This window comes from Bacteroides acidifaciens, assembly GCF_903181435.1.
Lineage (GTDB): Bacteria > Bacteroidota > Bacteroidia > Bacteroidales > Bacteroidaceae > Bacteroides.
Genome location: NZ_CAEUHO010000001.1, coordinates 1,728,017 through 1,741,251 on the forward strand (window position 1 = coordinate 1,728,017; position 13,235 = coordinate 1,741,251).

Annotated in this window: 16 protein-coding genes and 1 tRNA gene; 12 read left to right on the forward strand and 5 right to left on the reverse strand. The window is 43.2% G+C overall.

Annotated elements, in window-relative coordinates; translation table 11 throughout:
* Positions 1–182: 182 nt before the first annotated feature.
* On the reverse strand, positions 183–446 hold the full coding sequence (locus CLIN57ABFB40_RS07035) for a DUF4248 domain-containing protein (protein ID WP_175629484.1): 264 nt from the start codon (positions 444–446) through the stop codon (positions 183–185).
* Positions 447–663: 217 nt separating this feature from the next.
* Between CLIN57ABFB40_RS07035 and CLIN57ABFB40_RS07040 the strand changes: the two genes are divergently transcribed.
* From CLIN57ABFB40_RS07040 to CLIN57ABFB40_RS07055, 4 genes are all read left to right on the forward strand, one after another.
* Entirely contained in the window at positions 664–1,149 is a 486-nt protein-coding gene (locus tag CLIN57ABFB40_RS07040) for an HU family DNA-binding protein (protein ID WP_175629485.1), read from the forward strand.
* Positions 1,150–1,189: 40 nt separating this feature from the next.
* Complete coding sequence (locus CLIN57ABFB40_RS07045) at positions 1,190–1,291, forward strand: smalltalk protein (protein ID WP_175629486.1); 102 nt, start codon at positions 1,190–1,192, stop codon at positions 1,289–1,291.
* Between the two features lie 13 nt (positions 1,292–1,304).
* Positions 1,305–1,763: an N-acetylmuramoyl-L-alanine amidase gene (locus tag CLIN57ABFB40_RS07050; protein ID WP_175629487.1), complete on the forward strand. Its 459-nt coding sequence runs from the start codon at positions 1,305–1,307 to the stop codon at positions 1,761–1,763.
* 300 nt (positions 1,764–2,063) lie between these two features.
* Complete coding sequence (locus CLIN57ABFB40_RS07055; RefSeq protein ID WP_175629488.1) at positions 2,064–3,068, forward strand: beta-ketoacyl-ACP synthase III; 1,005 nt, start codon at positions 2,064–2,066, stop codon at positions 3,066–3,068.
* A gap of 81 nt (positions 3,069–3,149) precedes the next feature.
* On the opposite strand, the gene CLIN57ABFB40_RS07060 is transcribed toward CLIN57ABFB40_RS07055, so the two are convergent.
* A tRNA-Asp gene (locus tag CLIN57ABFB40_RS07060) sits at positions 3,150–3,223 on the reverse strand.
* A 155-nt stretch (positions 3,224–3,378) separates the two neighbouring features.
* On the opposite strand from CLIN57ABFB40_RS07060, the gene CLIN57ABFB40_RS07065 reads away from it, so the two are divergent.
* A complete protein-coding gene (locus CLIN57ABFB40_RS07065; protein ID WP_175629489.1) occupies positions 3,379–4,695 on the forward strand; it encodes a pyridoxal phosphate-dependent aminotransferase in 1,317 nt (438 codons plus the stop codon).
* A gap of 96 nt (positions 4,696–4,791) precedes the next feature.
* Positions 4,792–5,382, forward strand: coding sequence for a YqgE/AlgH family protein (locus tag CLIN57ABFB40_RS07070; protein WP_175629490.1), 591 nt, complete (start codon positions 4,792–4,794; stop codon positions 5,380–5,382).
* Positions 5,383–5,395: 13 nt separating this feature from the next.
* Here the strand turns inward: CLIN57ABFB40_RS07070 and CLIN57ABFB40_RS07075 are convergent, their stop codons facing one another.
* Genes CLIN57ABFB40_RS07075 through recR form a run of 3 tightly spaced genes read right to left on the reverse strand, consistent with a single transcriptional unit; the run spans position 5,396 to position 7,033 of the window.
* On the reverse strand, positions 5,396–5,932 hold the full coding sequence (locus CLIN57ABFB40_RS07075) for a GNAT family N-acetyltransferase (RefSeq protein ID WP_175629491.1): 537 nt from the start codon (positions 5,930–5,932) through the stop codon (positions 5,396–5,398).
* Positions 5,929–6,387 carry a hypothetical protein gene (locus tag CLIN57ABFB40_RS07080; RefSeq protein WP_175629492.1) on the reverse strand — a complete coding sequence of 153 codons (459 nt, stop codon included), beginning with the start codon at positions 6,385–6,387 and terminating at the stop codon, positions 5,929–5,931. The genes CLIN57ABFB40_RS07075 and CLIN57ABFB40_RS07080 overlap by 4 nt, the downstream gene beginning before the upstream one ends.
* Positions 6,388–6,415: 28 nt before the next feature.
* Positions 6,416–7,033 carry a recombination mediator RecR gene (recR, locus tag CLIN57ABFB40_RS07085; RefSeq protein WP_175629493.1) on the reverse strand — a complete coding sequence of 206 codons (618 nt, stop codon included), beginning with the start codon at positions 7,031–7,033 and terminating at the stop codon, positions 6,416–6,418.
* 90 nt (positions 7,034–7,123) lie between these two features.
* Between recR and CLIN57ABFB40_RS07090 the strand changes: the two genes are divergently transcribed.
* The 6 genes from CLIN57ABFB40_RS07090 to CLIN57ABFB40_RS07115 all read left to right on the forward strand — a co-directional run bounded on the left by CLIN57ABFB40_RS07090 (position 7,124) and on the right by CLIN57ABFB40_RS07115 (position 13,233).
* Positions 7,124–8,578 carry a sodium:solute symporter gene (locus tag CLIN57ABFB40_RS07090; protein WP_175629494.1) on the forward strand — a complete coding sequence of 485 codons (1,455 nt, stop codon included), beginning with the start codon at positions 7,124–7,126 and terminating at the stop codon, positions 8,576–8,578.
* A gap of 50 nt (positions 8,579–8,628) precedes the next feature.
* Positions 8,629–9,225 carry a ribosome biogenesis GTP-binding protein YihA/YsxC gene (gene yihA / locus CLIN57ABFB40_RS07095; protein WP_175629495.1) on the forward strand — a complete coding sequence of 199 codons (597 nt, stop codon included), beginning with the start codon at positions 8,629–8,631 and terminating at the stop codon, positions 9,223–9,225.
* Positions 9,226–9,241: 16 nt separating this feature from the next.
* Entirely contained in the window at positions 9,242–9,841 is a 600-nt protein-coding gene (locus CLIN57ABFB40_RS07100; RefSeq protein WP_175629496.1) for a DUF4923 family protein, read from the forward strand.
* A 98-nt stretch (positions 9,842–9,939) separates the two neighbouring features.
* The gene (locus CLIN57ABFB40_RS07105; protein ID WP_175629497.1) at positions 9,940–10,335 is read left to right on the forward strand and encodes a DUF1573 domain-containing protein; all 396 of its coding nucleotides are present in this window, start codon (positions 9,940–9,942) and stop codon (positions 10,333–10,335) included.
* Between the two features lie 103 nt (positions 10,336–10,438).
* A complete protein-coding gene (locus CLIN57ABFB40_RS07110) occupies positions 10,439–12,427 on the forward strand; it encodes an OPT family oligopeptide transporter (protein ID WP_175629498.1) in 1,989 nt (662 codons plus the stop codon).
* A 47-nt stretch (positions 12,428–12,474) separates the two neighbouring features.
* Positions 12,475–13,233 carry a DUF1460 domain-containing protein gene (locus CLIN57ABFB40_RS07115; protein WP_175630351.1) on the forward strand — a complete coding sequence of 253 codons (759 nt, stop codon included), beginning with the start codon at positions 12,475–12,477 and terminating at the stop codon, positions 13,231–13,233.
* The last annotated feature ends 2 nt before the right edge of the window (positions 13,234–13,235 follow it).

Genomic DNA, 13,235 nt, shown 5'->3' on the forward strand with positions numbered 1-13,235 from the left:
AAACATTCGATTTATTTTAACCGGCCGCTTGATTGGAGACAATCGGGCAGCCGGTATTTGGAGAACAAGCGTATATTTACATCAAAACGACCACTCTTTTCTATCCAAAGGAGCGGTCGTTTTAATTCAAAAATACAGTCGTTTCAATTCAAAGGTACGGTCATTTCAACTCAAAAACACGGTCATCTTACATCAGCATGTTCATGCATAAGAATATAGCCGTCCGGTTCTCCCAAATAACGTACGATTAAGCGAACCTCCCGTGCGCTGAACATTTTCAGTTTCGGGTGAAAATCCCCTGCCGTCAATTCCTCCATCAAAGGCATACAGTTACGTATCCAACGGCGAAGTTTGGCTACGGATACAGGGTCACTCAAATAAGGAAAATACATCCTTGCCAGTTCTAACTTATCATAGCATCTCACACAAAATCTAACTTCTTCCATTTTATCCGGATTATTCTAATATTAATGGTATAAAGGTAGTCTTTTTCCCGTACACTGGCAAGCATTTAGTCAAAAATAATAACTACCGTTCAGTATCGTTCACTAACGTTCACTCCCCTGCTCCGATATGATATCTTTGCAGTGTAATCGATTACAGGAATATGTTTTTCAAGAAGTAAGTAGTAAGTTTCAAGTATTAATTTTTAAAGAGAAAATTATGGCACAGAAGTATGTAGTAGTGGAACGGAAGAACCCATTAAAGCCACAGGAACCGGCTAAGTTTTATGCGATGGCACGTAGCAACCGAAGGGTGGATACAGACGAGATAATCAGTCGTATCTCAGAACGTTCTTCCTTTTCCATTGGCGAACTGAAAGGTTGCATCACGGAGTTTTTGTTGGAAATGAAGAATCAGTTGGCACTGGGTAATATTGTCCTTTTGGGGGATATGGGGAGCTTCCGTATAACGATTTCCACCGGCAATGCGACAGAAACGGCAGAGAAATTCAAGGCAGCCACCTGTATCAAGATATCGCGCGTCCGTTTTCGTCCGGGAAATATGCTCGTAGATATGTGTAAGGCGATGAAGTACACCTTGATTAAGCCGGACAAAGAGGAAGGCGATGATGATGTCACTGTTCCCGATCCGAACCCGGATGATGGAAACGGCGGAGAAACTCCCGATCCGGATCCGGCAGCATAATTTAAGCAGTTATATATTCACCATTTAAAAGTAAAAAGTCATGAAAAAATCTATTTGGAAACAAATCTTGCAAATCATTATCACTGTAGCCACTTCAATCGTGTCCGCCCTGGGCGTAACGTCTTGTGCAGCTCACATCTAAACGTACGAATGAGATGAAAGAATTGAAAGAATTTTCTCTGAAAGAGGAATATGTGCCACGGAGCATCCAGTACATTGTCGTACATTGCAGTGCTACACGGGCAAATATCCCCTTCACGGAAGAGCAATTGCTCAAATGTCATTTAAAGCGTGGATTCAAGTGCATCGGCTATCATTTCTACGTGACGAAAGACGGGATTCTCCATCATACCCGCCCGATGAGTGAGATCGGAGCGCATGCGTTGGGATTCAACTTGCATAGTTTAGGGATTTGCTATGAAGGCGGATTGGACGAATCGGGAAAGCCGGCTGATACCAGGACTGCTTTGCAGAAAGAGACGCTTCGGCGGGTATTGAGTGAGTTGAAAGGACTCTATCCCGAAGTAAGGATTGTAGGGCATTACCAGTTGAGTGCGGATGTTCATAAGGCATGTCCTTGCTTTGACGCAAGAAAAGAGTATGCGGATTTGTAAAAGGTCTTAGGGGAATTTTATAGTAAAGGCGGTCGTTTGAAATGACCGCCTTTACTTGTTTATTTCATAAACACTTAACGAATTAACTCTGAAGCAAAACACCCAAACGCAACTAAATATTTTGCCCAAATTTGCTCTAATATTTCCTTTTATTAATTAAAAAGGGGACTGTTTATTAGACGTTTGTTGGAATTCATTCTCTTTTCTCTATATTTGCGCCCGCATTTAATATTTGCGCCCGCATTTATTATTTGAGATTAACCGCCTTATTCAAAAAACGAGCTAAATAAAATAGAACCGATGGATAAAATTAACGCAGTAATTACAGGAGTTGGAGGATATGTACCCGATTATATCTTGACTAATGATGAAATTTCCAAGATGGTAGATACCACCGATGAATGGATTATGGGACGTATCGGAATCAAGGAAAGGCATATCCTGAAAGAGGAAGGGCTGGGAACTTCGTACATAGCACGCAAGGCTGCGAAACAGTTGATACAACGCACCCAAACGAATCCGGATGATGTTGACCTGGTTATTGTCGCCACCACCACTCCCGATTATCGCTTTCCTTCCACAGCTTCTATCCTATGCGAAAGGCTGGGACTAAGAAACGCTTTCGCTTTTGATATGCAAGCTGTATGCAGCGGCTTCTTGTATGCATTGGAAACAGGAGCAAATTTCATCCGTTCGGGAAATTACAAGAAGATTATAGTTGTAGGAGCCGAAAAGATGTCGTCAATCGTCAATTATACAGACCGTGCAACTTGTCCGATTTTTGGTGATGGCGGAGCAGCCGTCATGCTGGAACCGACAACAGAAGATTTAGGTGTTATGGATGCTGTGTTAAGGACGGACGGCAAAGGGTTGCCTTTCCTGCATATAAAAGCCGGCGGTTCCGTATGCGCTCCTTCTTATTATACGCTAGATAACCAAATGCATTATATCTATCAGGAAGGACGCACTGTATTCAAGTATGCTGTAGCCAATATGGCTGATGCCTGCGAATCTGTTATCGAAAGAAATCATTTAAGCAAGGAAGAGATTGACTGGGTGATTCCCCACCAAGCCAACCAACGTATCATCACTGCTGTGACTCAGCGTTTAGGAATACCGTCCGAAAAAGTCATGGTCAATATAGAACGGTACGGAAATACTAGTGCCGGTACACTCCCACTCTGCCTCTGGGATTTTGAGAAAAAGCTCAAGAAGGGAGACAATGTGATTCTTACAGCATTCGGAGCCGGATTTGCGTGGGGAGCTATTTATTTGAAGTGGGGATATGACGGGAAGAAAGGATAAAAACAAGAATAATACTAGAAAAGAAAATGCTCTGATTCATGATGAATCAGAGCATTTTCTTTTTATATTTCTTTCAAGAAGCGGTGCGTACGGGACTCGAACCCGTGACCCCATGCGTGACAGGCATGTATTCTAACCAACTGAACTAACGCACCAAAATTTCTTTTTTATCGCATCTCTCTCGATTGCGGTTGCAAAGGTAGACATTTTTTTGAAACCTGCAATAGCTTTTATATCTTTTTTCTGAAAAAGTGGGTTTATTGAGAATTATCGTGTACATTTGCAGCTATTACATAAAATAGAAAATAGAATGAAAAATACACCAATTGAGCGACATCTGATTGACGAAACTATAAATGAGTTTCAAATTGTCGATTTTTCCAAGGCTACTATCCGGGAAGTGAAAGCTATTGCATCAAAGGCTGAAGCAGCATCGGGAGTGGAATTCATTAAAATGGAAATGGGCGTTCCGGGACTTCCGCCTTCTGCCGTGGGAGTAAAAGCGGAAGTTGAAGCATTACAGAAAGGCATTGCCAGTTTATACCCTGACATTAACGGATTGCCGGAGCTAAAGAAAGAAGCTTCTAATTTTATCAAAGCATTCATAAATGTGGATTTGAGCCCGGAAGGATGCGTACCTGTGACAGGTTCCATGCAGGGTACATTCGCCTCTTTCCTTACTTGCAGCCAATGCGATGAGAAAAAAGATACAATCCTGTTTATTGATCCGGGATTCCCTGTGCAAAAACAGCAGTTGGTAGTGATGGGACAAAAATATGAGACGTTTGATGTATATGACTATCGGGGCGAGAAATTGAGAGAGAAACTGGAAAGTTATCTGAAGAAAGGAAATATATCGGCAATCATCTATTCAAATCCGAATAATCCCAGTTGGATTTGCCTGAAAGATGAAGAATTAAGAATCATCGGCGAGTTGGCTACACAATACGATGTAATCGTTTTGGAAGATTTGGCTTATTTCGCAATGGATTTCCGTCAGAACTTGAGTAAGCCATACCAGGCACCGTTCCAGCCATCGGTTGCTCATTATACAGATAATTATGTATTGCTGATTTCAGGCTCTAAAGCATTCAGCTATGCCGGACAGCGCATTGGCGTAAGTTGTATTTCCGACAAGTTATATCATCGGAGCTATCCAGGGCTGAGCAAACGTTATGGAGGTGGCACTTTCGGTACTGTCTTTATCCATCGGGTGCTTTATGCGCTTTCTTCGGGAACGAGCCATTCGGCGCAATTTGCCATGGCTGCGATGCTGAAAGCTGCTAATGAAGGACAATATAACTTCCTTGACGAGGTGAAAATATATGGTGAAAGAGCGAAGAAGTTAAAAGATATCTTCCTTCGCCATGGATTCCATCTGGTATATGATAATGACTTGGGTGATCCGGTTGCAGACGGATTCTATTTTACAATCGGGTATCCGGGAATGACCAGTGGTGAATTGGCTAAGGAACTCATGTACTATGGCGTAAGTGCAATATCATTGGTTACGACGGGAAGCCATCAGGAAGGCTTACGGGCGTGTACATCCTTTATTAAAGACCATCAATATGCACAGCTTGACGAAAGGATGAAGCTATTTGCGGAAAATCATCCGATAGCCTGAGTATTAGATAGGAGATATTCATAAAAGCTACTCTTAAAATTTGAAAAAAAACGGAAAGAACGATTGTTATTCCGTTTTTTTTATTACTTTAGTGGCATGAATATAGACTTGAACATATTTAAAATTCAATCGAATAATGTACTTCCGTCAAGAGGAAAGATTTTAATATCCGAACCTTTTTTACGTGATGTGACGTTTGGCAGGTCTGTAATATTACTGGTTGACCATACGGAGGAAGGAAGTATGGGATTGGTCATCAACAAGCCACTGCCACTACTTCTCAATGATATTATCATGGAATTTAAATATCTCAATGAGATTCCTCTATATAAAGGTGGACCTGTTGCTACCGATACCTTATTTTATCTTCATACATTAACAGAAGTTCCCGGCTCTATTTCTATCAGCAAAGGTCTTTACCTGAATGGGGATTTTGACGCAATAAAGAAATACATATTGCAGGGGAATGAGATAAATGGGCACATTCGTTTCTTCCTGGGATATTCCGGCTGGGAAAGTGAGCAGTTACACAATGAAATTAAAGAAAACACATGGCTGGTCTCTGAAGAAGAGAACTCCTATCTGATGAAAGATGACACCAAGGATATGTGGCGGAAGGCTTTGGAGAAATTAGGCAGCAAGTACGAAACGTGGTCGCGTTTCCCACAAGTGCCTACTTTCAACTAAATGATTTATCACTTTATTTCTTAGGGTTCAAATACTGAAGGAGTGCCGCATCTTTGTAGCAACCGCCTACCTGCAACCAATTCTTCAATAGTCCGCATTGGGTGAAGCCGCAAGATGTAAACAATCTCATGCAGTTCTCGTTATCTACCGCCACGTGTGCGTATAGCTGGCTTAAAGAAAGAAAATCAAAGGCATATTCGCAAAGCAATTTCAATGCATCACTGGCATAGCCTTGTTGCCGATAGTCTTTATGAACAGCAATTCCTACTTCTCCGCGAGAATGGAGAGGAACAAAATCCGTAATATCAATCGTACCAATTATACAATGTTCGGATTTGCCCACAATCATCAGACGCAACTGTTTATCCGCAAAGACATCACACTGCGACCCTTCGATATACTGCCGTAACACATAGCGGGAATAAGGAACCGTAAAATTACTGATATCCCACATGGAAGGGTCATTCTCCATTTCGTACATGACATCCATATCTTCTGGCTCCACTGCACGGAGATAGATGCGGTCGTTCATTAAAAAAGATTGTCTCATTCGTCTTCGTCTTTTGAGATATGAAGTTCGTTACGCAGTTTTTTCTCACTGGGCAGACAGAACAAAGAAGCTGTCAGTCCAATCAACATACAAAGATTGCCTGTGCTGCTCAATGTCAAATAATAGCATAAAAGATTGACAATGATAGCTATTTCGAGTATTCCCAACCGGACGATACTCATTTGCACATAACGTTTCAGCGCAAGCGTGATAGTCATATTGTCTATTTTCTTCTTGAGCACAAGGCTGAATAGTTTCAGAGAAAAAGGTATACACAAGGCTGTCAGTAAGATACCGATAGTTTCAAAATAATAAGTAGCCTGCACGTTTCCTTCAATACTTCCTACAGGAATGAGTTCAAACTCCCCTGCCCCAAGCAGGAATGCCGGGAGCACCCAAAAGAAAACATAACTGATATTCAAATTCCTGACAGCACGCTTTATCTGTTCTTCCATGTTCGTCCTAAATTCTAAAGATGATTAATTATATAGTTCCGGTAAAAGCTGTCCGGTTCACAATGCTACGTCCTAAAGTGACTTCATCGGCATATTCCAATTCGTCTCCAACGGATACACCGCGTGCAATCACACTGAGTTTGACACCCAGCTTATCCAATTTGCGGTAGATATAGAAGTTCGTGGTGTCTCCTTCCATCGTGGTACTCAAAGCCAGGATAACTTCTTTAATTCCGCCTTCGGACACCCGTTGCACCAAGCTCTCTATTTGCAGGTCGCTCGGCCCTACCCCGTCCATTGGAGAAATGACACCACCCAGGACATGATACAATCCTCTGTATTGCTGGGTCGCTTCCACTGCCATTACGTCGCGGATATTCTCCACCACACAAATAATGGATGCATCCCGTTGCGGATTTGCGCAAATCTGGCAGGTTTCGGTATCGGATATATTATGGCAGACTTTGCAATATTTCACCTCGCGCTTCAAAGTTATAATGGAACTTCCGAACGCTTCCACAGTAGCCGTATCCTGACGGAGCAGATGCAGGACAAGCCTCATGGCCGTCTTACGCCCGATACCCGGAAGTTTGGAAAATTCGCCGACTGCCTTTTCAAGCAGTACGGAAGGATATTGTTGGTTCATAGATAATAATTGCTATTCTATCGATATTTTGGCGCAAAGATACGGATTATTGTTTTAATACCTGCAAAAAATACTACCTTTGCAGCCGTTATGATGATACTTATCACTATTATATGTTACTTTGCGATATTATTATTAATAGCCCGTATCACCGGACGCAAAGGCGGTTCAAATGCTGCGTTCTTCAAGGGAGAGAATAAATCGCCCTGGTATGTAGTCTCTTTCGGCATGATAGGCGCCTCTATATCCGGGGTTACTTTCGTTTCTGTTCCGGGCATGATACGCGGAATGGATATGACCTATATGCAAACGGTATTCGGATTCTTCTTCGGATATATGGTAGTGGCACATATACTTCTTCCTTTGTATTATAAACTCAACCTGACAAGCATATACGGCTATCTCGGCACACGCATCGGAGTACGCGCCTATCGCACAGGCTCCTTTTTCTTTCTGTTGTCGCGCATGCTGGGAACGGCTGCAAAGCTCTATCTGGTCTGCCTGATTCTTCACACCTATGTATTTCAAGAGATGCATGTCCCTTTCTGGACGATTGCTGTCGGTTCAGTGGCATTGGTATGGATATACACACATAAAAGCGGAATAAAAACGATTGTATGGACAGATACCTTGCAGACTTTCTGCCTGATTGCAGCGCTGGTTTTCATCATTTACTTCACTATTCAAAAATTGGATTTGAATTTCAGCGGTATTGTCCAAACCATCCGCAACAGCGAATATAACCGAATCTTCGTCCTCGACGACTGGATATCCCGACAGAATTTCTTCAAACAATTCTTTAGCGGTATCTTCATTGTGATTGTAATGACGGGGCTCGACCAGGACATGATGCAAAAGAACCTTTCCTGCCGCAACCTGCGCGAAGCGCAAAAGAATATGTATTGCTACGGATTCTCATTCATTCCGTTAAACTTTCTTTTCCTGTGTTTGGGAATCCTGTTGATAGCACTAGCCGGACAAATGCAACTGGAACTGCCTGCCATGAATGATGACATCCTGCCGATGTTCGCGACACAAGGTTATTTGGGGCAATCCGTCCTGGTACTCTTTACAATCGGAATCATCGCAGCCGCTTTCAGCAACTCGGACTCTGCCCTAACTGCCATGACGACCAGCGTTTGTGTCGACCTGCTGGATACGGAAAAGGATACCGAAGAAGTGGCACGCCGCAAAAGAAATAAAGTGCATTTATCACTTTCAGTCCTCCTGGCTTTCTTCATTTGCCTGGTAGAAATTTTAAATAACAAGAGTGTAATTGATGCTATCTACATCATCGCTTCCTATACATATGGGCCGCTACTTGGTATGTTCGCTTTCGGGCTGTTTACCCGAAGACAGACTAACGACCGGCTTGTACCTTTTATAGCCATCGCCTCTCCACTACTCTGCTTTGCCTTGGACTGGTGGATAGCCAAAGAAACCGGATATAAATTCGGTTATGAATTGCTAATGTTAAATGGAACGCTTACCTTTGCAGGATTAATTTTGATGTCTGGAAAAAAGAAAACGCCGAAAGTGCCATGAAAACAAGTGCCCAGCGTTTATAATATAATGAAGAAATAAATGACAAGAAAATGGAAATAACAAGTGCAGAATTTGTGATTAGTAATACGGACGTGAAAAAATGTCCGGCAGGTATTTTCCCGGAATATGCCTTTATAGGCCGTTCCAATGTGGGAAAGTCCAGCCTTATCAATATGCTGACCAACCGTAAAGGACTGGCCATGACTTCCGCCACTCCAGGAAAAACAATGCTTATCAACCACTTTCTGATTAATAAGAACTGGTATCTTGTCGATCTTCCGGGATATGGCTATGCCCGACGCGGACAGAAGGGAAAAGACCAGATACGTACCATAATCGAAGATTATATTTTGGAGCGGGAACAGATGACAAATCTCTTTGTCTTGATAGACAGCCGTTTGGAGCCCCAGAAGATAGACTTGGAGTTTATGGAATGGTTGGGTGAGAACGGCATTCCTTTCGCCATCATCTTCACCAAGGCCGACAAGCTCAAAGGTGGACGCCTGAAGATGAACATCAACTCATATCTGCGTGAGTTAGGCAAACAATGGGAAGAGCTTCCCCCTTACTTTATATCTTCTTCGGAAGACCGTACCGGACGTACAGAAATACTTGACTACATAGAAAACATAAACAAGAATCTCTAATTTAATGGAAAAGGGAATGAAAAAGAATTTTTTATCACTTGCCTTTATGGCAGCATTTATGCTCATGGCTACTGACAGCCAGGCACAATCATGGTCGGACTTATTTAATAAGGACAACATCTCAAAAGTAGTGAACGCCATTACCGGAAGTACCCAGTCTATCGACATGACAGGAACATGGAATTATCAAGGTTCGGCCGTCGAGTTCGAATCGGACAACCTGCTGATGAAAGCAGGCGGAGCTGCCGCAGCCACCATGGCGGAAAGTAAGCTGAACGAACAGTTGAGCAAAATAGGCATCAGAGACGGACAGATGAGTTTCACCTTTAATGCCGACAGCACTTTCACCAGCACGGTTGGGAAAAAAAAACTGAGCGGCACGTACTCTTACAATGCTTCGACCAAACAAGTAGACTTGAAATACCTGAAGTTGCTGAACCTGCACGCAAAAGTAAATTGTACTTCCAATTCGCTGGAATTACTGTTCAACTCGGACAAATTGTTGAAACTTATGTCTTTCATCGGTAGTAAGAGCAACAATACGGCACTGAAAACAGTGAGTTCACTGGCTGATAATTATGACGGAATGATGCTGGGATTCCAGCTTACCAAATAGCAAAAGTGAACCGTTTAATACTATTTCGCACTCCATAGAGTATATTTTAGGGGAAAAAGCATTACCTTTGGCACTCGTAATCAAAAAGAGAAGGAAAAATGAAAAAGATACTTTTTTTAATGACCTTATTAGTTATGGGTGTAAGTTTTGCATTTGCACAAACAAATGCAGACATCAAGTTTGACAAAACAACTCACGATTTCGGCAAGTTCTCAGAAAACAGTCCGGTGGTTAGTTGTACGTTTACCTTCACTAATATAGGGGATGCTCCTTTGGTAATTCACCAGGCAGTAGCTTCTTGCGGATGCACCGTACCCGAATATACAAAAGAACCTATCATGCCGGGCAAAAAAGGCACGATTAAGGTGACTTACAACGGAACAGGTAAATATCCGGGACACTTCAAGAAGTCGATTACCTTGCGTACCAATGCCAAAACAGAGATGGTAAGGTTATATATCGAGGGCGATATGGTAGCAAAAGACGCCAAATAAGAAAAAATAGGCATTACATAAAGGAGAATCTTTCGGTTCTCCTTTTTTTTTGTTTACTTTGAGGACGGAAATGTAAATTGACACATTAGCAAATTATAAAACTATGAAACAAGAAGAAGACAAATTCACCGGGTTGCCCGAGAATGCGTTCAGAGAGTTGAAACCAGGGGAAGTCTACAACCCGTTGATGAGTTCCTCGAAAAATTATCCGGAAGTTAATTTCTGGTCAGTAGCCTGGGGTATCGCCATGGCAATCCTTTTCTCGGCCGCCGCTGCCTATCTGGGCTTGAAAGTGGGGCAAGTATTTGAAGCTGCTATTCCGATTGCGATTATCGCAGTAGGAGTTTCAGGGGCAGCAAAAAGAAAGAATGCACTGGGAGAAAACGTTATTATCCAGTCTATCGGAGCTTGTTCGGGAGTAATTGTAGCCGGAGCTATCTTTACGTTGCCCGCTCTTTATATTCTTCAAGCCAAATATCCTGAAATGACAGTTACCTTTATGCAGGTATTCATCAGTTCTTTGCTGGGTGGTGTATTGGGCATTCTGTTCCTGATTCCTTTCCGGAAATATTTCGTCAGCGACATGCACGGCAAATATCCTTTCCCGGAAGCAACTGCTACCACACAGGTATTAATCTCCGGTGAGAAAGGCGGCAGCCAAGCCAAGCCGTTGTTGATGGCAGGTATGATTGGTGGTTTGTATGACTTCATTGTAGCTACATTCGGATGGTGGAACGAAAATTTCACGACCCGTGTATGCAGTGCCGGAGAGATGCTGGCGGAAAAGGCCAAACTGGTATTTAAAGTGAATACGGGTGCTGCCGTACTGGGGCTGGGATATATTGTAGGATTGAAATATGCTTCCATCATTTGTGCCGGTTCATTGGCGGTATGGTGGATTATCATTCCGGGAATGTCCGCTATCTGGGAAGACAGTGTGCTGAACGCATGGAATCCTGAGATTACGGCTACCGTAGGGATGATGAGTCCGGAGGAAATTTTCAAATATTATGCGAAGAGTATCGGTATCGGCGGTATCGCCATGGCGGGTGTGATTGGTATTATCCGCTCCTGGGGAATTATCAAAAGTGCCGTTGGACTGGCTGCCAAGGAAATGGGCGGTAAGGGTAATGTAGAAAAGACTATTATACGTACACAACGCGATCTCTCGATGAAGATTATCGCAATAGGCTCTATCATCACGCTGATATTGATTGTACTGTTCTTCTACTTTGACGTAATGCAGGGCAATCTATTGCATACATTGGTGGCTATTGCTTTAGTTGCCGGCATTTCTTTCCTGTTCACCACGGTAGCTGCCAACGCTATTGCAATCGTGGGTACTAATCCTGTTTCGGGAATGACGTTGATGACGCTGATTTTAGCTTCCGTAGTGATGGTGGCTGTCGGTCTGAAAGGTCCTTCGGGTATGGTTGCCGCATTGGTTATGGGTGGCGTGGTATGTACAGCGCTTTCAATGGCGGGCGGTTTCATTACCGACTTAAAGATTGGTTACTGGTTGGGAAGCACTCCTGTCAAACAAGAAACATGGAAGTTTCTGGGTACAATCGTATCGGCTGCAACCGTAGGCGGTGTGATGATTATCCTGAACAAGACATACGGATTTACAAGCGGTGCACTGGCTGCTCCGCAAGCCAATGCGATGGCAGCCGTTATCGAACCGTTGATGAGTGGTGTAGGCGCACCTTGGTTGCTATATGGTATCGGCGCTGTGTTAGCTATTATTCTGACTCTTTGTAAAATTCCTGCATTAGCTTTTGCATTGGGTATGTTTATTCCTTTGGAACTGAATGTGCCGTTGGTAGTGGGTGGAGCTGTAAACTGGTTTGTTACAACCCGCAGCAAGGACGCAACATTGAATACGGAAAGAGGAGAAAAAGGAACGTTGCTGGCTTCCGGTTTTATTGCCGGTGGTGCATTGATGGGAGTTATCAGTGCCGCTATGCGTTTCGGCGGAGTTAATCTTGTGAATGAAGCATGGCTGAACAATACCTGGTCGGAAGTGTTAGCATTAGGAGCATATGCCCTGTTGATTCTTTACTTTATCAAAGCTTCAATGAAAGTTAAATAAATAGTATGAGAAGACTTTTATCCGTCATAGTATCGTTTGTCAGTGTAATGACTTTTGCACAGGGACAGTCTGCGGAGCCTGCTCCGCAGGACTCTGCAGGGTTCGCAGCACCCACAGCGATGTTACAAATCGGGAAGTCTTATTTGGGAACAAAATATGTAGCCAATACCTTAGACCGGGACGGAGAAGAGAAACTGGTTGTCCGAACGGATGCGGTAGATTGCCTTACTTTCGTGGAATATACGTTGGCGCAGGCTCTCAGTCCATCATTTGCAGAGAATCTGCAAAAGATACGGTATCGGGACGGTATTATTGACGGTTATCCTTCGCGATTGCATTATACGTCCGACTGGATTGATAATGGTGTCCGGCATGGTTTCCTTACAGATATCACTGCTGAGAATAGTACGCCTACAATGAAATTGTCCCTTTCATACATGTCCACCCATCCCAAACAATACAAGAAATTGTCCGATTCGCCGGAAAATGTGTTACGGATGGCTGAACATGAGAAAGTTTTATCAGGAAAAGCAGTACATTGGCTGCCGAAAAGCCAATTGCCGGAAAACGGATTGCCGTGGATTATGGACGGAGACATTATTGCTATCACAACGAGGTTGCCCGGACTGGACATTGCTCACGTAGGAATAGCAGAATATAAAAATGGAAAGTTGCATCTGCTGCACGCTTCTTCCACATTAGGGAAAGTGGTGGTCAGCGATACGCCTCTCACCCATATGCTCAACAATAATAAATCGTGGACAGGCATACGTGTCGTTCGGATGTCGCACATTAAAAATAACTGATT

Coding starts and splice junctions, on each gene's coding strand:
- CLIN57ABFB40_RS07035 (WP_175629484.1), bottom strand. CDS start 446: ATGGAAGAAGTTAGATTTTGTGTGAGATGCTATGATAAGTTAGAACTG.
- CLIN57ABFB40_RS07040 (WP_175629485.1), top strand. CDS start 664: ATGGCACAGAAGTATGTAGTAGTGGAACGGAAGAACCCATTAAAGCCA.
- CLIN57ABFB40_RS07045 (WP_175629486.1), top strand. CDS start 1,190: ATGAAAAAATCTATTTGGAAACAAATCTTGCAAATCATTATCACTGTA.
- CLIN57ABFB40_RS07050 (WP_175629487.1), top strand. CDS start 1,305: ATGAAAGAATTGAAAGAATTTTCTCTGAAAGAGGAATATGTGCCACGG.
- CLIN57ABFB40_RS07055 (WP_175629488.1), top strand. CDS start 2,064: ATGGATAAAATTAACGCAGTAATTACAGGAGTTGGAGGATATGTACCC.
- CLIN57ABFB40_RS07065 (WP_175629489.1), top strand. CDS start 3,379: ATGAAAAATACACCAATTGAGCGACATCTGATTGACGAAACTATAAAT.
- CLIN57ABFB40_RS07070 (WP_175629490.1), top strand. CDS start 4,792: ATGAATATAGACTTGAACATATTTAAAATTCAATCGAATAATGTACTT.
- CLIN57ABFB40_RS07075 (WP_175629491.1), bottom strand. CDS start 5,932: ATGAGACAATCTTTTTTAATGAACGACCGCATCTATCTCCGTGCAGTG.
- CLIN57ABFB40_RS07080 (WP_175629492.1), bottom strand. CDS start 6,387: ATGGAAGAACAGATAAAGCGTGCTGTCAGGAATTTGAATATCAGTTAT.
- recR (WP_175629493.1), bottom strand. CDS start 7,033: ATGAACCAACAATATCCTTCCGTACTGCTTGAAAAGGCAGTCGGCGAA.
- CLIN57ABFB40_RS07090 (WP_175629494.1), top strand. CDS start 7,124: ATGATGATACTTATCACTATTATATGTTACTTTGCGATATTATTATTA.
- yihA (WP_175629495.1), top strand. CDS start 8,629: ATGGAAATAACAAGTGCAGAATTTGTGATTAGTAATACGGACGTGAAA.
- CLIN57ABFB40_RS07100 (WP_175629496.1), top strand. CDS start 9,242: ATGAAAAAGAATTTTTTATCACTTGCCTTTATGGCAGCATTTATGCTC.
- CLIN57ABFB40_RS07105 (WP_175629497.1), top strand. CDS start 9,940: ATGAAAAAGATACTTTTTTTAATGACCTTATTAGTTATGGGTGTAAGT.
- CLIN57ABFB40_RS07110 (WP_175629498.1), top strand. CDS start 10,439: ATGAAACAAGAAGAAGACAAATTCACCGGGTTGCCCGAGAATGCGTTC.
- CLIN57ABFB40_RS07115 (WP_175630351.1), top strand. CDS start 12,475: ATGACTTTTGCACAGGGACAGTCTGCGGAGCCTGCTCCGCAGGACTCT.